A 20,451-nucleotide genomic window follows, 5' to 3' on the forward strand; every position below is an offset into this window, starting at 1 on the left:
CGCTTCCTAGAGCTTGTCGCGAAGCGCGTACCAGCTGAGCGCCAGGAACAGAAGCGGCGAACGCAAGCGTGCTCCACCGGGAAAAGCCGGTATTTTCAAGGCTTTCAGCAGGTCGAGTTCGGTTGCTTTGCCCAGCGCCAGGTCAGCATAGAGCTTGCCGCAATAGTTCGAAAGCATGACCCCGTGGCCGGAATAGCCGCCGATCGAGGTGACGCCCGGCATGACCTCGCGACAGAAGGGCGTGCGCGGCATGGTGATGCCGACGGAGCCGCCCCAGCCATGGATGATCTCGACATTGCCGAGTTCCGGATAGATCTCCGAGATCTGCCGGCGGATATGGGTGGAAATGTCGCGCGGATTGTCGGCGGTATAGGCCTCGCGCCCGCCGAAGAGCAGCCGCCCGTCCTTGGACTTGCGAAAATAGCGCACGACGAAGCGCGAATCGTCGACCGATTCGCCACCGGGCAGCACGTTCGGATGGGCAGAGAGGACCTCGGTCGCACCGATGAACGAGCGGATCGGCATCACATGGCTGGCGCTGATCGGCTCGAGATTGCCGATATAGGCGTTGCAGGCGACGAGCACCCGGTCTGCAGTGATCGTGCCGCGATCGGTGGTAATGACGATCGCGGCCGCGTTGCGGTCGATCTTCAGCGCCTTCGTCTGCTCGAACAGATTGGCACCGGAAAGCGCCGCCTGCCGGGCGAGCCCCACCAGCAGCTTCAAGGGATGGATATGGCCAGTGCCGGCGTCGCGGATGCCGAAGTGATAGCGCGACGATCCGAGCCGGCTTGCCGTCTCCTCCCGCTCCATGAACGAGAGGTGCTTATAACCGAATCGTGTCGCCATCGCCTCGACGTGGTCGCGGTAGTCCTTCTCCAGGCTCTTCTTGTGACCGACCGAAAGCTGCCCCGGCATGAACTCGATATCGATCGCATGTTCGGCGGCGAAATCGAGCACGTAGCGCTTGGCGTTTTCGGCCATGTCGAACAGGGCTTGCGCCCGCTCGTGGCCGAGCGTTTCCTCGGTTTCGTCGGCCCAGGCGCGCTGGCCGGTGCCGAACTGGCCGCCATTGCGCCCCGACGCCCCGTCGCCGAAGCGGCAGGCGTCGATGAGGGTGACGTCGACGCCCTGGCGGGCAAGATTGAAGGCTGCCTGAAGCCCGGTATAGCCGCCACCGATGATGGCGACGTCTGCCTTGCGCGATCCCGCCATCTGCGGGAATTCGGGTCGATCCGGAACGGTTGCCTCATACCAGGAGTAACCGGGCGAGATCGGGCTTTGCCAGGGCATCGGTCGGCCTCTCAGGTCAGACGTTCAGCAGCAGGAACTCGCGCTCCCACGGGCTGATCACCTGCATGAAGGTTTCGAATTCGCCGCGTTTCACGCCCGCATAGATGGCGATGAATTCCGGGCTCAGCACCTCGGCAAGCGAGGGGGCGGATTCGAGCAGGGCAACGGCTTCGAGCAGCCCGCGCGGCAGGTCGATCTCGCCTTCGTTGGCGGTGTCTTCCGTGGGCGCCGAAGGTTCGCGGCCCTCGATGATCCCGAGATACCCGCAGGCAAGCGAGGCTGCGAGCGCGAGATACGGATTGGCGTCCGAACTCGGCAGCCGGTTCTCGATCCGTCGCGCCACAGGCTCGGATACCGGAATGCGGAACGCGGTCGTGCGATTGTCGTAGCCCCAGGCCGTGTTCACCGGCGCCGACATGTCGGGCGTCAGCCGGCGGAAGGAATTTACGTAGGGTGCCATCATCACCAGCGTGCGCGGCACGTAATGCTGCATGCCGCCGATGAAGTTGAAGAACTCCTTGGAGGCGGAACCATCCGGGTTGGAGAACAGGTTTCGCCCGGTGTTGATCTCGATCACCGACTGGTGGATGTGCATGGCCGAACCCGGCTGGCCCTGCATCGGCTTGGCCATGAAGGTGGCGTAGATGCCGTGCTTCAGCGCCGCCTCGCGGATCGTGCGCTTGAACAGGAACACCTGGTCGGCAAGCTCGATCGGATCGCCGTGACGAAGGTTGATCTCGAGCTGCGCCGGTCCTTCCTCGTGGATCAGCGTGTCGATCTCCAGACCCTGCTTCTCGGAGAAGTGATAGATGTCGTCGATCAGTTCGTCGAACTCGTTGATGCCGGCGATCGAATAACCCTGGCCGCCGAGGATCGAGCGGCCGGAGCGGCCCTTCGGCGGATGCAGCGGATAGTCGGGATCGTCATTGGTGGCGACGAGGTAGAACTCGATTTCGGGGGCGACAACCGGCTTCCAGCCCTTCTGGCGGTAGAGCTCGACCACGCGCTTCAGGACGTTGCGCGGCGTATAGCTGATCTGCTCGCCTTCGGAGCCGACGATGTCGCAGATCACCTGCGCCGTCGGATCGGTTTCCCAGGGCACGACCGAAAGCGTCGAAAGGTCGGGCACGAGCTTGATGTCGCTGTCGCGCGAATCGTAGCGGAACTGGCCGGTCTCGTCAGGATACTCGCCCGAGATCGTATGGCGGTAGACGGCCGATGGCAGCGCCAGCGAGGTATTGGATGTGAACTTGGAGGTCGGCATCATCTTGCCGCGGGGAACGCCGGCAAGGTCGGGCGTGATGCATTCGATGTCTTCGATCCCGCGGATCTTCAGCCAGTCCGTTGCTTCCTTCCAGGTCTTGACGCCTCGGAGGGAATGCAGGGCGGCGGGTATTTTCGAGGTTTTGCTGATTTTCGTTGTTTGTTGGGCAGCACTTCTCTTGGAGGGCATAAATCACCGGTTTTGGCTTCGGATGGCGCATCATAACCGGAGATTGCCAATTGGCTAGTGCGGGACGATTGACTTTCGTCGGCGCGAGCGGAATGGAATGCGCTGAAGAGCTCAAAGGTGTTTCGTGGCAGAAAAAAGGGATGTAGTGATCATTGGCGCCGGTGCTGCCGGCATGATGTGCGCCATCGAGGCCGGCAAGCGTGGCCGGCGCGTGCTCGTCATCGACCATGCCAGAGCCCCGGGCGAAAAGATCCGCATCTCCGGCGGCGGCCGCTGCAACTTCACCAATATCCATGCCGGGCCGAAGAATTTCCTGTCCGCCAATCCGCATTTCTGCAAGTCGGCGCTTGCGCGCTACGGCGCGCGCGATTTCCTGGCGCTGGTCGAAAGACACGGCATTGCCTGGCACGAGAAGACGCTCGGGCAATTGTTCTGCGATCATTCGGCCAAGGACATCATCAGGATGCTGCTGACCGAAATGCGCGAGGCCGGGGTCGAGCTGCGACTGGAGACGGCGATCGAGAGCGTCGAGCGCCATGGCGACGGCTACCGGGTGATGACAGCCGACGGACCGGTGGACGCGCAGTCGCTGGTGGTCGCGAGCGGCGGCAAATCGATCCCGAAGATGGGCGCGACGGGGCTTGCCTATAAGATCGCCGAGCAGTTCGGACTGGCGCTGGTCGAGACACGCCCTGGGCTCGTGCCGCTGACACTCGATCCGGCCCAGCTCGAGACGATCGGCGAACTGGCGGGTGTCGCCGCCGACGCCGAGGCGCGGTCCGGCAAGACGGCGTTTCGCGAAGCGGTGCTGATCACGCATCGCGGCCTGAGCGGTCCGGCGATCCTGCAGATATCGTCCTATTGGCGCGAAGGGCAGGATATCGTCTTGAGGCTGATGCCCGATATCGACATCGCCTCGATCCTGAAAGCAGCGCGCCGCAGCAACGGCAAGCAGGCCGTTCAGACGGTGCTCGCCGATATCCTGCCACGGCGGCTTGCGCAGTTCTTTGCCGATGGCGCCAAGTTGACCGGAAAGCAGCTCGCCGATCTCTCCGACAAGACGATCGAGGCGCTGTCGGCCACGATCCAGGCCTGGACGATCAAGCCGGCCGGCTCGGAAGGATATCGCACGGCCGAGGTGACGCTTGGCGGCGTCGATACCGGCGGTCTCGATTCCAAGACGATGCAGGCAAAGGCCGTTCCCGGGCTCTATTTCATCGGAGAATGCGTCGATGTGACTGGCTGGCTCGGTGGTTACAATTTCCAATGGGCCTGGGCCTCGGGCTTTGCCGCCGGGCAGGACGTCTGACCCTCCCGCTTTTGCGGCGGGTCGCTTCAGCCATTGTTAACGGATATGCCCGAACCTCGTCTTATGTCGGCACAGCCGGCGCTCGGTCAGAATGGAATTGTTCCGCGAACGGAAATCACACTGTTTCCATTTTTAGGGCTTTTCTCTGCCACAGCATGGCTGCAATATGATGACGACTGGCAAGCCGGTGTAACCGGGCCGATTGTTGCCGGTCAGTGAGAAGGACAGGATGTCATGAACCAGCCACGCCGTCGTCCCCGCGCTATCGCCATTGCTCGCACCGACGAGAGCCGCGCACAGAGAGTGATGCTGACCCGCATCGCCTTGGTCGCGTTCTTTGCCGTTGCCGCCCTCGCGACGCTTCCGGCCCTCTGGCACTGACACCGCCGCTCGGCCGCTTGCCGGCAGAAGCACCGGCGCGCCATGCGCGTGCGAGCGCCCTCGAAAATTCGTAGGCGAGTGCTGCACGCTTATACAATTTTTAATCGTTCAAATTGAATATTGCGACGAAGTGAGTTCCGTCAGGACTTCGCTACCGGGGAGGTGGCGCGGTCCCGCAATGATTGCTGACGGACTGGCGGTGTGCACCGCATGATTTTTCAGAAAAACATCAGCCTGTTTGCGCATCGGGTGGCTCTCGATCGTTTCGTCCTTTTGGCAGTTACGCCCAGAGGCGAGACATGTTTCGAGCCGCCGGGGGAGGCGAATGCGAGCTGCGAGCCAAGGTGTTTTCCATGTTCATTGACAGAATTCTTGCCCGTTTCAAGATCCAGACGAAGGTGCTGTTCTTCATTCTGCCCTTCGTCGTCAGCATCTGTGCCGTCGGCATTACCGGCCTTTATGCGTCCGGCCTGCTGCAGGGGCGGATGGAGATTTCCAACAGCGTCCTGCAGACGCTGAGCGGGTTCAAGGACGTCTATGCGGGGATGAACAACTTCCTGCACTCGACCACCGAGGAAACGCGCGACGCCCTCCAGGGCAAGATCGCTGCGCAGAAGGAAATTCTCGCCGATACCGCCGCTCAGGTTGCCGGCCAGAACGGCCAGGACGAGCTGACGGCCGCGATTGCCGCAACAAACGATATCGAAGCACGCATCGACGGTCTCTGGAAGCTGCATGTCGGCGAGCAGGAGATGCGCGCCGCGATGATGACGAACCTCGATGCGCTGCTGGTCGAACGGGCCAAGATCAACGACGAGTCGAACCGGCTGCAATATGCCGTGCGCAAGAACGAGAACGCCGCCAAGACCATGCTGCGCGAAGCCGAAAAGCTGATGCGCGCCTCGCGCTTCTTCAACGAGTTCGGCACCGAAGTCAGCAAGGCGACGACGATCGAGGAGAAGCTCAAGGTCGTCAAGGAACGGTTCCCGATGATCGGCCGCACCGAGCGCGACATCTTCCGGCTGCTGCCGAAGGACGAGAAGTCGCTGACCGAGACGATCACGTCGGCATCGAGCGAGATCGGTTCGCTCCTGAAAGCACCTGCCGGTCCTGAAACGCTTGCCGGCATATCCAAGCATGTCGACCGTTTCCGTACCGCCAGCTTCCGCCTCGAGGCCGCTTCCGTGGGCAAGATGCGGGATGCCACCCGGATCTTCGCCGAGCTCGATCAGCTGATCGTCAGCACCGAATCCGTTCTGACCGCGACGCGCCGGCTTTCCTCGTCGATCACCGACATCCAGATTTCCGCAGCCACCTTCATGGGCGTGACGGTCGAAGGCAACCGTCAGAAGCTGCTCGACAAGTTCCTGGCGGTTCAGCAGAACATGGCGACGCTGCGCGGCGTGGCGAGCGAAGGCGCATCCTTCGATGCCATTGCCGATACGCTGATGCCGATCATCACCGTGATGAAGAAGGACGCCGCCACGCTGGTCGAGATCACCGTCAAGCGGACAGCCGATTTCGATGCCGCCGGCCAGTCGATCAACCAGATCTGGAGCGATCTCACCGGCTTTGCCGAACAGCAGAAGGTCGCCGCCGGCACCGAGCGCCAGGAAGCCAACCAGATTTCGGTTGCCGCCACCGTTGCAGGCGTCGTCATTGCACTGCTCGCCGGCATCGCGCTCACACTGACGCTGAAGAAGCCGATCGGCCAGATCACCGCCGCCATGCGTCGCCTGGCAGACGGCCGCCTCGACACCTCGATTGACGGCGACAGCCGTCAGGATGAGATCGGTGACATGGCCCGCGCACTTGGCGTCTTCAAGGAAAATGCGCTCTCCAAGGTGCGCATCGAGGCCGAAAGCGAAGAACAGCGCGCCCGTGCCGATGTCGAGCGTAGCCGCAACGATGCCGAAAAGCGCGAACTCGATCGCCAGATCGACCTTGCCGTCAGCGAGCTTGCCGCCGGCCTCGGCCGTCTGGCCCAGGGCGACCTGTCGCGCCAGATCGACATCCCGTTCCATGGCCGTCTCGAGCAGCTGCGCACCGACTTCAACGGCTCGCTGATCCGGCTGCAGGACACGCTGGCGCAGATCCGCGGCAACGCGCAGGCGATCCAGCAGAGCGGCGCCGACATGCACCACGCCGCCGACTCGCTGTCGAAGCGGACCGAAGCTCAGGCCGCTTCGCTCGAGGAGACGGCTGCGGCGGTCGACCAGATCACCGTGACGGTCCGCTCGTCGGCCGAGCGCGCGAACGACGCGAATGTAGCGGTGACCCAGACGAAGAAGAGCGCCGACAGCTCGGCAACCGTCGTCACCAATGCGATCGCCGCCATGGGCCGCATCGAGGAGGCCTCGCGCCAGATCGAACAGATCATCGAGGTCATCGACGACATCGCCTTCCAGACCAACCTTCTGGCGCTGAACGCCGGCATCGAGGCGGCGCGCGCCGGTGAAGCCGGCAAGGGTTTTGCCGTCGTCGCACAGGAGGTGCGCGAACTGGCGCAGCGATCGGCGGAAGCGGCCCGCGAGATCAAGGGTCTCATCAACAAGTCGACGGACGAGGTCAATTCCGGCTCGCTGCTGGTCAAGGAAACCGGCGCGGTGCTGGCATCTATCAGTGCCCAGATCGTCACGGTCAGCCAGCACGTGGAAATGATCGCAACCGCAAGCCGCGATCAGGCCGTCGCCCTCAACGAGGTCAACGGATCGGTCAACCAGATGGATCAGATGACCCAGCAGAACGCCTCGATGGTGGAAGAGGCAACGGCAACGAGCCTCGCCCTTTCCAACCAGGCCGACACGCTGATGATGCTGGTCGAGCAGTTCCGGTTGGAGCCGGAGGCGGCCGATATGCAGGCTTACCGCGCGGCCTGAGCCGCTTCGGCGCTGTCATCTCTAACACCGCACCGCGCAGCCCAACGGTTGCGCGGTGCATTTCGTCTGACCTGATGGCTCGGCTGGCTCAACACTCCTGCGTGCCGCAAGCGCGGCCGCGAAACGGCGAAACGTTCGCCGCCACAAGCCCGGGGGCTTCGGGTCGAAATGCTCGTCCCAGCGGCGGGATTTCATGATCAGATCTGCCATATAGGCTGCTGCAAGCGTTTCCATGGTGATGCTCCTCATCAGGCGGCATCCTCTCTTTTATGCAGCCAAATCTGTTTTACATACGCAAGATATCGGCCTATGTTTTTCAATGATGAAAGACATGGATTGGGACATATACCGCTGCTTCCTGAGTGTGGCGCGCAGCGGCGGGTTGACCGGCGCGGCGCAGGCGCTTGGGTCCAGCCCGGCGACCGTCGGCCGGCGCATGCTTGAAATCGAGGAGCGCACCGGCCGCACCCTGTTCGTGCGCAGCCAGACCGGCTATCTCTTGACCGGTGACGGGCAACTGCTGTTCGAGCAACTCGTGGAGATGGAGGCGGCTGCGCGCCGTGTCGAGAGCTGGCGTCGGGAAGGCGAGGGCGCCGTCGTGCGTATCGCCGCCGGAACCTGGGTCGCCTGGCTCCTTGCCGAGAACTTTCCCGCCCTCTGCAGCGAGCGCGACGGCTTCAGCCTGGCGATCACCATCGGCGAAACCCGTGCCAACCTTGCCTACCGCGAGAGCGATATCGGTATCCGCGCCTTCGAGCCGCAGGAAAGTTACCTGGCCGCCCGGCCTGTCGGTGAGGTGGCCTATGCCGCCTATCGGCAGAAGAATGCGCAGCCCGCTGCCAACGCGCGCTGGGTCGCGGTCAGCGAGGAAGAGGCGATTTCGGCCTATCTGCGCTGGCCCCATGAGCAGGCGCCGGGGCGCATTGTCGCGACAGTAACCCGGCCGCGCTCATTGCTCGACCTCGCCCGGGCGGGTGCCGGCTGCGCCGTGCTTCCCTGTTTTGTCGGAGATCTCGATCCGCTGCTGGAGCGCGCGGGCGAAGAAATCCCGACGCTGCTTCACCGGCAATGGATCGTCATGAACAATGAGGACCGCCATCGATCGGAAATCCGCACGGTGGTCGATCGCATGACCAGATTGCTCAAAAGCCACGCCGACATCTTCGCAGGCAAGCGCCCGCGCCGCAGCTGAAACGGTCAACGCATCAACAGGCTGACGAGTGCTGCCTGCGAGTTCACCTCTGTCTTGTTGTAGATGCTCTTCAACTGCGTGCGGATGGTCTCGTAGCTGACGCCATTCGCCTGCGCCATCTCCCGAAGCGACAGTCCCGCGGCAAGCCCGGACGCGATGCGGACCTCGGCCGGTGTCAGGCCGTGCATGTCCTTCAGATGTTCACGTCGTTCCTCCGGCAGGAGCGACGTTGCCGGTTCGATCAGGATGGCCACCGTCGGCCCGTTGAGCAATTCGACGAAGACGTCGGAACGCAGGCGCACCAGCGTGATCCGATAGGCGGCACCGTCCGATCCCCTGAGGAGCGAGACGTGCGGTTCCGACTTCGTTCCGATCCGCAGCGACAACAGCTCGAGCGCCGCTGCCGTGTCGGCGCCCCGCAACGCGACCCGTCCACCGGGCGAAACCCGGACGGGCGCGTCGCCCGACACCATGCGCTCCGCGCTCCTGTTCATCGAACGGACGCGCAGATTGTCGGTGACATAGATCACGCCGACGCCGACGCTATCGAGCAGATCGCGGCTTTCGCCGTGTCCGCCCGCCATGCCGTCGCGCTTGCGCAGAAGGTCGAACGCCCGCTTCAGGTGCGGCGCCAGAGCGGTGTATTGCTCGGCGGCCTGCTGGTTGAGGTCCGCATCCGTTGACGAGGTGCAGGTCGACAGCATGAAGGTGCGTGTCGCGCTCCTGATGATCGTCACGCCGACGCTGGTCTCGCATCCGGTCTTGCGCTTCAGCCAGTCATTGTAGAATTCGGATCTGATCAGTTCGCCGCGCGGAACGATCTGTTCGCCAACCAGGCCCTGTCCGGTGGCGACGAACATCGCCCTGGGAAGCCACGGGTTGACGGCGGCGAAATGGGCGTTGAACTGCTCGATATCCTCGGCCTCAAACCCGGAGACGGTCGGGACATAGCTGTTGGGGGCCGCGAGATCATGGTAGTGCAGCGCAGATCGGCCATTCGGCAGCGCGCTTGCCAACCGATCGAGAAAATCCTGCCAGCTGCATTCACCCAGCGCCGCGCCATAGACGAGGTCGGTGAGTTCATCCGTTTTCGCATTGCCCGGCTGAAACATGCGTGCCCCGCTTGCGATAGTCGGCGCTAATATAGGCAGGGGCTCATGCCGGATGCAACTTGAAATAGGGTGTTCGGCAAGGGCGAGGCGCGTAAGGAAAATGGCCGGCATGACTGCCGGCCATTTTCTTTTGGCGGTACCTGTTTTGCTATGCCCGTCGCAACCGGTTTGCGGCAACGACCGGTGCCGCAGCGTGCGCTGCGCTAACCGGACAGATCGCCGACAGCAACGCGAGTTGCGCGGCCACAGTCGCAAGCATGATCATCATGCCCGTCCCTGGGTGACGATGACAGGGATCAGCAGGTCGCCCCAGTTGCCCTCGCCGCCATGATGGCGGGCCGAGCGCACCAGCTCGACCGAGACGCCCGCGTCGACGGCTTTCATGACCGCCTGGTTGAGGCGGTGCAGATCGTTGGCAACCATGCGGATTGCGGCCTGTTGGTCCGGGGTCATGGCCGAAGACTGTTCCTCGGCCCGTTCCTTGACGCGTGTCTGAACTGTCATTGGAGTTCTCCTTGGTGTCGGCGGTTTCTCATCGATTGCTTGGGGAGCGCGGCGGGCAGGGATTGCCACGCTCCCCGGCTCGTTACTCGGCGGCAGGGCGAAACTGGTCGTGCTCGGTCGATTCCTTCATGGCCGTGGTCGACGACTGGCCCCCGGTGATGGCAAGCGACACCGCGTCGAAGTAGCCGGTGCCGACTTCGCGCTGGTGCTTGGTGGCGGTATAGCCGTTGACCTCGGCGGCGAACTCCGCCTCCTGCAGCTCCGAATAGGCGGCCATCTGTCGGGCCTTGTAGCCGCGGGCGAGCTCGAACATGCCGAAGTTCAGCTGGTGGAAGCCGGCAAGCGTGATGAACTGGAACTTGTAGCCCATCGCACCCAGTTCGCGCTGGAACTTGGCGATCGTCGCGTCGTCGAGGTTTTTCTTCCAGTTGAACGACGGCGAGCAATTGTAGGCGAGCAGCTTGCCTGGATGCGCCTTGTGCACGCCCTCTGCGAACTTGCGGGCCTGCTCGAGGTCCGGCTTGGAGGTTTCGCACCAGATCAGGTCGCAATGCGGCGCGTAGGCGATGGCGCGCGCGATGCACGGCTCGATACCGTTCTTCACCTGATAGAAGCCTTCGACCGTGCGTCCGGCGTCGTAATCCACGAAAGGGCGATCGCGCTCGTCGATATCGGACGTCAGAAGCTTGGCGGCTTCCGCATCGGTGCGAGCAATCACCAGCGTCGGCGTGCCCATGACGTCGGCTGCAAGCCGCGCGGCGTTGAGGTTGCGGATATGGGCCGCCGTCGGGATCAGAACCTTGCCGCCGAGATGGCCGCATTTCTTTTCGGATGCGAGCTGGTCCTCATAGTGAACGCCGGCAGCACCCGCCTCGATGAAGGCCTTCATGATCTCGAAGGCGTTGAGCGGGCCGCCGAAGCCGGCTTCCGCGTCGGCAACGATCGGCGCGAACCAGGTGTCGACCGAAAGGCCCTTGCCTTCCGAGGTCTCGATCTGGTCGGCGCGCTGGAGCGTGCGGTTGATGCGCTTGGCCAGTTCCGGCGCGGCATTTGCCGGATAGAGCGACTGGTCGGGATACATCGCCGATGCAGTATTGGCGTCGGCGGCGACCTGCCAGCCGGAGAGATAGATAGCCTTCAGGCCGGCGCGGACCATCTGCATGGCCTGATTGCCGGAGAGCGCGCCGAGCGCGTTCACGAAGTCTTCCTCATGAATGAGCTTCCACAAGCGGTTGGCGCCCATTTCGGCCAGCGAATGGCGGATTTCGACCGAGCCACGCAGCCGCTTCACGGTTTCGGCGGTGTAGGGGCGTTCGATGCCGTCGAAGCGGCCTTGCTGGGCACTGGGAACGAGCTTGTAAAAATCAGTCATTACTTCCTCCTGCTGGAACTCATTCGCCATTCGACTTTTGTCTTACGGCGATCTCTATCTCCGAGTTGATGTGACAGTTTTTACATTGCGTTGCGCAATAGAGCCATGGAATTCAAAGAATTTGCGCTTTCAAAAGGGTTATCTTGTCTTGTCTTTGACAGTGGCGGACAGTAAATTTGTAAATTATGTAAATCCTCAAATGGGCTCGGGATTGTAAAGGTAGTGACAAATGGCTGAGAACAAGATCTTTGCCGGCCCGCGCGTCCGCCGCATCCGCAACGGGTTGTCGCTGACGCAGACGGCGATGGCGGAGGCGCTCGGCATCTCGCCGTCCTACCTCAATCTGATCGAGCGCAACCAGCGGCCGCTGACCGTCCAGCTGCTGCTAAAGCTCGCGTCTGTCTACAAGGTGGACCTGGAGGAGTTGCAGGCCGAGACCGGCGGAGGGCTGGCGCAACTGCGCGAGGTCTTTGCCGATCCGCTGCTGGCGGCGGAACTGCCTGGGGATCAGGAGCTGATCGAAGTGGCCGAGGCCGCGCCCAATGCGGCTGGCGGCGTCGTCAAGCTCTACCGCGCCTATCGCGAGCAGGCGGCGCGGCTGAAGGACCTCGCCGATCTTCTGGCGGGCCAGGGGCATATGGAGGCGCTGTCGGGAACGCGCCTGCCGATGGACGAGGTGCGCGAGACGCTCGAAGCCAGGCCCAATCATTTCGCCCGCATCGAGAGCGTGGCCGAAGCCTTTCACGAGGCGCTGTCGCCGGGCGACGATCTGGTCGGCGCGCTGAAGGCCTGGCTGAAGAAGGAGCATGGTCTTGTCGTGCGCAATCTGCCCGTGCACGCCATGCCCAATCTGCGCCGCCGTTTCGATCGCCATTCCATGCGGCTTTTCATTTCCGAGCGCCTGTCGCCCTATGACCAGCTGCGCGAAATCGCCATGGAGGTCGCCTCGATCGCCTGCCACGAGGCGATCGTCCAGGAGCTTGAGACGCTGCGGCTATCGACCGCCGAGGCGCGCCGCATCGGCCGCTTCGAGCTTGCCCGTTACGCTGCCCACGCCCTGATGATGCCCTATGCGGCGTTTCACGCGGCGGCCCTCAAGGCGCGGTACGACATCGACGTGCTTCGCGCGCGCTTCCGGGTGTCGTTCGAGCAGGTGGCAAACCGGCTGACCATGCTGCAGCGGCCGGGCGCGACGGGCGTTGCGTTCTTCCTGATGGAGATCGACAATGCCGGCCATCGCCTGCGTCGTTCGGGGGCGGCAGGTTTCCCGCAGGCAAGGTTTGGCGGCGGCTGTCCCAAGCTCAATATCCACGCCGCATTCTCGGTGCCGGGCCAGATCCTGGTCGACCGGGTGGAGACGACCGAAGGGCTGACGTTCCTCACGGTGTCGCGCACGCTCGACGGACCGCAGGCCGCGTTCGACGAGCGGGTCCGGCGCACGGCGCTGTTGATCGGCTGCGAGGCATCCTCCGCCGACGAGGTGGTCTATGGCGCGACGCGCGCAGGGGCCGTTGCCATCGGGGCTGCCTGTCGTCTCTGCGAGCGCCAGGGCTGTCTTGCGCGCGCCGAGCCGCCTGTCACGCGTCCGCTCGGCCTCGACGAGATGGCGACCGGCCTCAGTGTCTTCGATTTCCAGTAGCCGCGGGACGCTCAGTAGCTGACCGGATGCTGGCTGGGCAGCAGCGGCGCACTGGGGGAAAAGCACTCCGCCGGCAACCCGGTCGTATAGCCGCGTGTGATGTGCGCCCTGTCGGCATAGGCCTTGTTGCGCATCAGGATCGCGTGCAGTTCGGGCAGGTTGTAAAACGGTACGCCGGGATAGAGATGATGCTCGAGATGGTAGTTGATGTTGTGCGGGGCGAAGAACAGCTTTTCCCAGGCGTGTGGGTAGACCGTGCGTGAACTGGTGAGTTCGTCCGTATAGTCCATGCTGCCGAAATGTTCCGCCACGCTGCGCACGTAAAGGAAAAGGCAGAAGACGGTGAAGAACGGCACCAGCCAGTAGAGCGCGAATTCGCGCCAGATGCCGGCGAGGGTGATGATGGCCGCGGCGGCGACGTAGAACCCCAGCCGCAGCAGCTTGTAGCCGCGCGTCGATCGGTCGTTCTTCGACATGCGCTTGGCCATGTGCACCATGTCGCGGATCGAGTTGACCGCGACGAGATAGCCGAGCAACTGCACAAGGCCGCGCGCCACCTTCTGCGGAAAGGTGAACTGCGCCATGCCGCGCTTGGCGGTCCAGTCCGGGTCGTCGTCGGTATTGGCATGCTGGTGATGCGCCAGGTGGTTCTGGCGGTAACCGTCGACGGTCGCCAGCATCGGCCAGGCAAGCAGCAGATCGCTCATCCAGTCGCTGAGCCTGCGAGCCTTGATGATGCGGTAGTGTGCGGCCTCGTGCACGAGGCAACCGAGCGCATGCATGCGGCCCGCGATCACCAGGACAGACAAGAGATAGACGAAGGCATTGCCGGCATATTCGCTCACGGCGATGGCGGCCACGATGATCGCCCAATCGGCAGCGATTGCGGCAAGCGACTTCCATGGCTGGAGGATGGAGAGGCGCTTCAGTTCCCTCGGATCGATCCTGCGGTTCCGCTCACTCATGACACTGCCCAGACCCAGATACACAACCACAGGAAAAATCGCATGCCCTCTATGGTTAATCAATCGTAAACGAGCATGCGCAGGGACCGGTTGCCGTCATGGTTAACGTCCGTCGCCTCCAGCCGATCGATGCGCGCAATTGCGCCTGCTGCCATAAGTGCCCGATTTTCCTTGGCTTGCTAAAACGAGGGTCACGGAAGAGGTCTGCCTGCTTCCGGCACGAAACCCCTTGAGGTTGTCGAGAAACATGCCTAACCTCGCCCCCGGGCGATCCAGAATGGGCCTGGATCCGTGTCACGGGTCGGCCTTGCCCGGTCCGATAATAACGAGGGAACTGCATGTCCAAATTCATCGTTACAACCATGGCGACGGTCATGTTGGCCGGGTCGACCATGCTCGCTTCGGCGCAGGAGCGCGTGGTCAACGTCTATAATTGGTCGGATTACATCGACAGCAGCATTCTGGAAGACTTCACCAAGGAAACCGGCATCAAGGTCGTCTACGACGTCTTCGATTCCAACGAAATTCTCGAAACCAAGTTGCTCGCGGGCGGTTCGGGCTATGACGTCGTCGTGCCGACGGCGACCTTCCTGCAGCGGCAGATCGCAGCCGGCGTGTTCCAGAAGCTGGACAAGTCCAAGCTTCCCAACCTTTCCAACATGTGGGACGTGATCACCGAACGCACGGCCAAGTACGATCCCGGCAACGAATACGCTATCGACTATATGTGGGGCACCACTGGCATCGGCTACAATGTCGACAAGATGAAGGCGATCCTCGGCACCGACGAGAAGCCCAATTGGGACGTCATCTTCAAGCCGGAACTGGCCGCCAAGTTCAAGGATTGCGGCATTCACGTGCTCGATTCCCCGACGGATGTGATGCCGTCGGCGCTCGCCTATCTCGGTCTCAATCCTGATAGCCACGAGGCGGCGGATCTGGAAAAGGCGGCCGAGCTGCTTGCCAGCGTTCGCCCCAATATCCGCAAGTTCCACTCGTCGGAATACATCAACGCGCTTGCCAACGGCGACATCTGCCTGGCCGTCGGCTTCTCGGGCGACGTCTTCCAGGCGCGCGACCGCGCCGCCGAAGCCAAGGCCGGGGTCACCGTCGATTATGCGATCCCCTCGCAGGGCGCGCAGATGTGGTTCGACATGCTCGCCATTCCGGCGGATGCTCCGCACGTCGCCGAGGCGCATGAGTTCCTCAATTACATGATGAAGCCGGAAGTCGTCGCCAAGGCGTCGAACTATGTCTTCTACGCCAACGGCAACAAGGCTTCGCAGCAGTTCCTCGACAAGGCGGTCCTCGACGACACCGCCATTTACCCGTCGGATGAGGTGATGCAGAAACTGTTCACCGTCACGCCCTTCCAGGCCAAGGAGCAGCGGGTGCTGACCCGGCTCTGGACAAAGGTCGTCACCGGCCAGTAAGAGCGAAACGAATTGCCCGGACCGCAAGATCCGGGCAATTTTCTTTGTAGGGGGCACCGGGGAAAACGAGAGTGCCCATCGGCTGTATCATTCGGGGATAGATGATGAAGTCACTCGGCAGTATCAGGCGCTCTTTCGCCCCCTGGGCGGATCCAGCTTCCAAGCCATTCATTTCCGTCAGGAACGTCACCAAGCGGTTCGGCGATTTTACCGCCGTCGACGATCTTTCGCTCGACATCTACACGCGTGAGTTCTTCGCGCTGCTGGGCGCATCGGGCTGCGGAAAGTCGACGCTCCTGCGCATGCTTGCCGGCTTTGAGCAGCCGACCTCGGGCGAGATCATCCTCGATGGTCAGAGCCTCGCCGGCATCCCGCCCTACAGGCGGCCCGTCAACATGATGTTCCAGTCCTACGCGCTGTTTCCGCATATGACCGTGGAGACCAACATCGCCTTCGGCCTCAAGCAGGACGGTATGCCGAAGGCGGATATCGCCGAGCGCGTCGGCCAGATGCTCAAGCTGGTGAAGCTCGAGAAATTTGCCAAGCGCAAGCCGCACCAGCTTTCCGGTGGCCAGCGCCAGCGTGTCGCGCTGGCGCGCTCGCTTGCCAAGCGGCCGAAGGTGCTTCTGCTCGACGAGCCGCTCGGCGCGCTCGACAAGAAGCTGCGCGAGGAAACCCAGTTCGAACTGATGGACCTGCAGCAGGAGCTCGGCCTGACTTTCGTCGTCGTCACGCACGACCAGGAAGAGGCGATGACCATGGCCGACCGTATCGCCGTCATGAGCCACGGCAAGGTCGTGCAGGTGGCGACACCGGCGGAAATCTACGAGGCGCCCAATTCGCGCTTCGTCGCCGACTTCATCGGCGATGTGAACATTTTCGATGGAACGGTTTCAGCCGCGGAAAACGGCTATCTCAGGATCGAGACCGGAAACGGCTTCCCGGTCCGCATGGCATCGCCCGACAGGCCAGCCGTCGGCGCCAAGGCCGCCGTCGCCATTCGCCCGGAGAAGATCCGCGTCAGCCGGCAAGCGCCGGCCCATGCGCCGGTCAACGCGGTCGAAGGTGAGATCTGGGATATCGGCTATCTCGGCGACATGACCGTCTTCCACATCCGGTTGAAGGACGGCCGGGTCGTCAAGGCGTCGTCGCTGAACGCAGTGCGCGCCGTCGAGGATCCCTTCGGTTACGACCAGCAGGTGTGGATCTCGTTCGGCGAAGACGCCGGCGTCGTCTTGAAGGATTGAAGCCATGGCGAGAGTCGCATCAGCCCTCTTCAGCCGCCTGGTCATCATCATTCCCTATGCCTGGCTGCTGTTCTTCTTCCTGATCCCGTTCTTCATCGTCTTCCGCATCTCGCTGTCGCAGACCGCGGTGGCGATGCCGCCCTATACGCCGGTCTTCGATCTCTTCGGCGGCCTTTCCGGCATCATGGATAAGGCGCGGGAGTTCTCGCTCGACAACTATGTCTGGCTGACCGAGGACGTTCTCTATTTCAACGCCTATGTTTCGAGCGTCATCATCGCCGGCATTTCCACGATCCTGACGTTGATGATCGCCTATCCGGTTGCCTACGGCATGGCGAAGGCGCCGAAATCGATCCGCCCGACGCTGCTGATGCTGGTGATCCTGCCGTTCTGGACCAGTTTCCTGATCCGCGTCTACGCGTGGATCGCGATCCTGAAGCCGGAAGGATTGCTCAACCAGTTTCTGATGAGCATCAATGTCATCGACCAGCCGCTGATCATCCTCAATACCAACTGGGCGATCTATATCGGCATCGTCTATTCCTACCTGCCGTTCATGGTGCTGCCGATCTACTCCTCCCTGGAGAAGATGGACCACACGCTGACGGAAGCTGCGCTCGATCTCGGCTGCACGCCGTTCTCGGCATTCTGGCAGGTGACGTTTCCGCTGTCCCTGGCCGGCGTCGTTGCCGGCTGCCTGCTCGTCTTCATTCCGGCCGTCGGCGAGTTCGTCATTCCAGATCTGCTCGGCGGTTCCGAAACGCTGATGATCGGCAAGACGCTCTGGAACGAGTTCAACGCCAACCGTGACTGGCCGGTCTCTTCGGCGGTTGCCACGATCCTGCTTCTGATCCTCGTGATCCCGATCGTGTTCTTCCAGAACGCGCAGGCCAAAGCCGACAGCGAGGGGAGGTAGGTCATGGGCAACTGGTCGCGTTTCAACATCGCCTCGATCGTGCTCGGCTTCGGATTTCTCTATCTGCCGATCGTGCTCCTGGTGGTCTTCTCCTTCAACGAATCGAAGCTCGTCACCGTCTGGGCCGGGTTTTCGACCAAGTGGTACACGCAGCTTTGGCATAACCAGGCACTGCTCGATGCCGCCTGGGTCACCATTCGTGTCGCGCTGATTTCGGCCACGTGCGCAACGGTGCTCGGAACGCTCGCGGCACTCGCATTGGTGCGCTACACGCGCTTTCGCGGGCGCATGCTGTTTTCCGGAATGGTCTATGCGCCGCTGGTCATGCCCGAGGTGATCACCGGCCTTTCGCTGCTCCTGCTGTTCGTCGCGATCGGGCTCGATCGTGGCTTCTGGACGATCACGCTGGCGCACATCACCTTCACCATGTGCTTCGTTGCCGTCGTCGTTCAGTCGCGGCTCCTGAGCTTCGATCAATCGATCGAAGAGGCCGCACAGGATCTGGGGGCGACCCCGGTCAGGACCTTCTTTGCGATCACCCTGCCGGTAATAGCACCGGCGGTGTTTTCCGGCTGGGTCCTGGCATTCACGCTGTCGCTGGACGATCTCGTGATCTCGAGCTTCACAACCGGGCCAGGTGCGACCACGCTGCCGATGAAGATCTACAGCCAGGTCCGGCTCGGCGTGACGCCGGAAATCAACGCGATCTGCACGATCCTGATCGGCATCGTCGCGATCGGCGTCATCGTCGCCTCCGTCGTTACCAAGCAGCGCGAGGCCCAGCGCGAGAAGGACGAGCGCGCCGCCTTTGCGCAATGAAACGTTCGATGGTTTGAAGACAGGCGGCCGGTGCGATCAGCACCGGCCGTTTCAGTTTGGCTCGCCAAGTACCGAAAGCGGCGAGATCACCGCATTCGGCCAGGAGCCGCCGACGAAGAAGCGCAACCGCTGCGCAGCATTGACTGTATCGGTAAAGGTGCCGGCGAGCGCCAGGCTGCCGCTGCGATAGGGGATGACGCCGTTGACGGACAGGCTGCCGGTCGGTCCGGTGAAGGTCGCGCGGTTCAACCGTGCGGACCCGTCGCTGAAGCGCGCCTCGATATCGGCGCGCTGGAAATCGAACGTGCCGCTGCCTGCCTGCGAAAGGGAGAAGAACTCGCCCTTGCGCACCAGCTCCGAAAAGGCATTGGCATCGAATTGCGAAAGCTTGCCGTTGGCAAGCGACAGGGTCAGGCGGCCGGATGCATCGGCTGCCTTGGGCGTCCAGAACGGCTGGTCGGTGGAAAGGTCGAGATTGACGCTGCCGCGTCCCGACGGCACCGGGCCGCTGAAGCCGAAATCGGCAACCGCCGCGGCAAGGTCCGCGTCCTTGAGAACCAGTTCCAGCTTGCCGCCACGGGCCAGGCCGGCGTCCGCCAGCACCAGTCGGCCGCTGAGCCTGCCGCTCGCATAGGTGCTGTCACCGATATCGAGCGATGCACGGCCGTGATCGACCATGACGCCGGCGGCGACATCGGTGAGCTTCAGTGGGCCGATGGCCGCTTCCTGCGTCGACAGACGCACGTCGACACGCCAGGTGCGAGAAAAGGCGTCCGTTATATCCTTCGCGAGTTCTTCGGGATCGACCGGAAGCTTGGCGAACAGCGGCTGCAGTCCGTTGAGGTCGATCCTGTCAAAGGCAAGCGTACCTTCGATACGCGGTGTATCGTCGGCCGGAACGGAAACGTCGAGCACACCGGTTGCCGTGGCGGCGCCAAGCGACATGTGAAGGTCGTTCAGCTTCAGCGTCTGTTCGCCCGTGGTGACATTGGCACTGAGATTGAAACTGCTCTCAGGCAACTCGCCATGCGAAGCGCCCTCGAACCAGGCGGCAAGCGCCGGCAACGATGCGCTGGAGACCTGCAGCCGTCCCGAGGCAAACGGCTTCGTCGAAAGGTTGCCGATACCGTCGAAGGAAAAATTGAGCGGGGCCGAGGTCAGCGATGTTTTCAGCGTCGCGTTGCGGCCCGCAAGCAGCGTCAGCGGCTCGTCGCAGGCAAGCGACCAGTTCACGGTCTGGCCGCCGATCACGCTCGACAGTTGCGCGTTCAGCCGCCCGGCAAACGATGGCCATTTCACGGTGCCGGAAATGCCTGGAAATTCTTGCGCATAGTTTGTCGACCGGTCGAAGACCTGCAGGCGCCCATTTTCGATGGTGATGTCGCCGAAGGGCGTGTCGTCGCCGACCGTGGCAGGTTCGTGCGGCGTGAGCCAGCGCGGCCGCTCCCAGTTCAGCGCCCCGTCGACGCCGCGCTCCAGCGTCACAACCGGCTCGATCAGGCGGATGTCTTCGAGCGCCGGTTCGCCACGAAGGGCCGAGATCAGGCTGAACGCAGCTGTAATGCTACCGATGCGGGCGAGCGTGCGCGGGTTGCCATCGGTCGTCTCGATGGTTGTACCAGACAAGGTCAGCGTCGGGTTCGGCCAGAAGCGGATGTCCGGCTCGCCGGTGATCCGGCTCTTGCCGCCCGACCAGGCATCGAGCATGCGCTCCATCGTCGGCCGCACGTCGGTGGTCGAGATCACCAGCGGCAGCGCCGCATTGTATGCGACGGCAAGCACGATGCCGACGGCTGCCGGCCAGAGGAAATGGCGGCGGCGAAGCCGCAACCAGGGGCGTGACTCACCGACCATTTGTAGGATTTTTCGTGTCATTTCCGCCCGGCTGCCCATCGCTTGGGATCACGCAGCTTGGATAGGCTTTCGGCATGCATAAA

16 protein-coding genes are annotated in these 20,451 nt (G+C 62.7%); 9 read left to right on the plus strand and 7 right to left on the minus strand.

The window, feature by feature from the left end:
• Positions 1 to 6: 6 nt before the first annotated feature.
• Both RTP54_RS03220 and RTP54_RS03225 read right to left on the minus strand, forming a co-directional pair.
• Entirely contained in the window at positions 7 to 1,293 is a 1,287-nt protein-coding gene (locus RTP54_RS03220) for an FAD-binding oxidoreductase (RefSeq protein ID WP_312360913.1), read from the minus strand.
• A 16-nt stretch (positions 1,294 to 1,309) separates the two neighbouring features.
• Positions 1,310 to 2,746: a glutamine synthetase family protein gene (locus tag RTP54_RS03225; protein ID WP_112808860.1), complete on the minus strand. Its 1,437-nt coding sequence runs from the start codon at positions 2,744 to 2,746 to the stop codon at positions 1,310 to 1,312.
• A gap of 124 nt (positions 2,747 to 2,870) precedes the next feature.
• On the opposite strand from RTP54_RS03225, the gene RTP54_RS03230 reads away from it, so the two are divergent.
• From RTP54_RS03230 to RTP54_RS03245, 4 genes are all read left to right on the plus strand, one after another.
• Entirely contained in the window at positions 2,871 to 4,055 is a 1,185-nt protein-coding gene (locus tag RTP54_RS03230) for an NAD(P)/FAD-dependent oxidoreductase (RefSeq protein ID WP_312360916.1), read from the plus strand.
• 234 nt (positions 4,056 to 4,289) lie between these two features.
• Entirely contained in the window at positions 4,290 to 4,436 is a 147-nt protein-coding gene (locus tag RTP54_RS03235) for a hypothetical protein (RefSeq protein ID WP_312360917.1), read from the plus strand.
• Between the two features lie 353 nt (positions 4,437 to 4,789).
• The gene (locus RTP54_RS03240; RefSeq protein WP_312360918.1) at positions 4,790 to 7,315 is read left to right on the plus strand and encodes a methyl-accepting chemotaxis protein; all 2,526 of its coding nucleotides are present in this window, start codon (positions 4,790 to 4,792) and stop codon (positions 7,313 to 7,315) included.
• 322 nt (positions 7,316 to 7,637) lie between these two features.
• A complete protein-coding gene (locus tag RTP54_RS03245) occupies positions 7,638 to 8,507 on the plus strand; it encodes a LysR family transcriptional regulator (RefSeq protein WP_112808858.1) in 870 nt (289 codons plus the stop codon).
• Between the two features lie 5 nt (positions 8,508 to 8,512).
• On the opposite strand, the gene RTP54_RS03250 is transcribed toward RTP54_RS03245, so the two are convergent.
• From RTP54_RS03250 to aceA, 3 genes are all read right to left on the minus strand, one after another.
• Entirely contained in the window at positions 8,513 to 9,619 is a 1,107-nt protein-coding gene (locus RTP54_RS03250) for a helix-turn-helix transcriptional regulator (protein WP_312360921.1), read from the minus strand.
• A 264-nt stretch (positions 9,620 to 9,883) separates the two neighbouring features.
• Positions 9,884 to 10,123 carry a hypothetical protein gene (locus RTP54_RS03255; protein WP_025425977.1) on the minus strand — a complete coding sequence of 80 codons (240 nt, stop codon included), beginning with the start codon at positions 10,121 to 10,123 and terminating at the stop codon, positions 9,884 to 9,886.
• Between the two features lie 82 nt (positions 10,124 to 10,205).
• Entirely contained in the window at positions 10,206 to 11,495 is a 1,290-nt protein-coding gene (gene aceA / locus RTP54_RS03260; RefSeq protein WP_112816907.1) for an isocitrate lyase, read from the minus strand.
• A 229-nt stretch (positions 11,496 to 11,724) separates the two neighbouring features.
• Here aceA and RTP54_RS03265 point away from each other — a divergent pair, with 229 nt between their 5' ends.
• Positions 11,725 to 13,134, plus strand: a complete 1,410-nt coding sequence (locus tag RTP54_RS03265) for a short-chain fatty acyl-CoA regulator family protein (protein WP_312360923.1) — start codon at positions 11,725 to 11,727, stop codon at positions 13,132 to 13,134.
• A gap of 11 nt (positions 13,135 to 13,145) precedes the next feature.
• Here the strand turns inward: RTP54_RS03265 and RTP54_RS03270 are convergent, their stop codons facing one another.
• On the minus strand, positions 13,146 to 14,099 hold the full coding sequence (locus RTP54_RS03270) for a fatty acid desaturase family protein (protein ID WP_312360925.1): 954 nt from the start codon (positions 14,097 to 14,099) through the stop codon (positions 13,146 to 13,148).
• A 338-nt stretch (positions 14,100 to 14,437) separates the two neighbouring features.
• On the opposite strand from RTP54_RS03270, the gene RTP54_RS03275 reads away from it, so the two are divergent.
• The 4 genes from RTP54_RS03275 (at position 14,438) to RTP54_RS03290 (ending at position 18,514) form a co-directional block, all read left to right on the plus strand.
• Entirely contained in the window at positions 14,438 to 15,532 is a 1,095-nt protein-coding gene (locus RTP54_RS03275) for a polyamine ABC transporter substrate-binding protein (protein ID WP_112808853.1), read from the plus strand.
• 104 nt (positions 15,533 to 15,636) lie between these two features.
• Positions 15,637 to 16,779: an ABC transporter ATP-binding protein gene (locus RTP54_RS03280; RefSeq protein ID WP_162703465.1), complete on the plus strand. Its 1,143-nt coding sequence runs from the start codon at positions 15,637 to 15,639 to the stop codon at positions 16,777 to 16,779.
• Positions 16,780 to 16,783: 4 nt separating this feature from the next.
• A complete protein-coding gene (locus RTP54_RS03285; RefSeq protein WP_312360926.1) occupies positions 16,784 to 17,695 on the plus strand; it encodes an ABC transporter permease subunit in 912 nt (303 codons plus the stop codon).
• Positions 17,696 to 17,698: 3 nt separating this feature from the next.
• Complete coding sequence (locus tag RTP54_RS03290; protein ID WP_112808850.1) at positions 17,699 to 18,514, plus strand: ABC transporter permease; 816 nt, start codon at positions 17,699 to 17,701, stop codon at positions 18,512 to 18,514.
• A 51-nt stretch (positions 18,515 to 18,565) separates the two neighbouring features.
• On the opposite strand, the gene RTP54_RS03295 is transcribed toward RTP54_RS03290, so the two are convergent.
• Positions 18,566 to 20,389, minus strand: a complete 1,824-nt coding sequence (locus tag RTP54_RS03295) for an AsmA family protein (protein ID WP_312360929.1) — start codon at positions 20,387 to 20,389, stop codon at positions 18,566 to 18,568.
• Between the last annotated feature and the right edge of the window lie 62 nt (positions 20,390 to 20,451).

The organism is Ensifer sp., from assembly GCF_031989085.1.
Lineage (GTDB): Bacteria > Pseudomonadota > Alphaproteobacteria > Rhizobiales > Rhizobiaceae > Ensifer.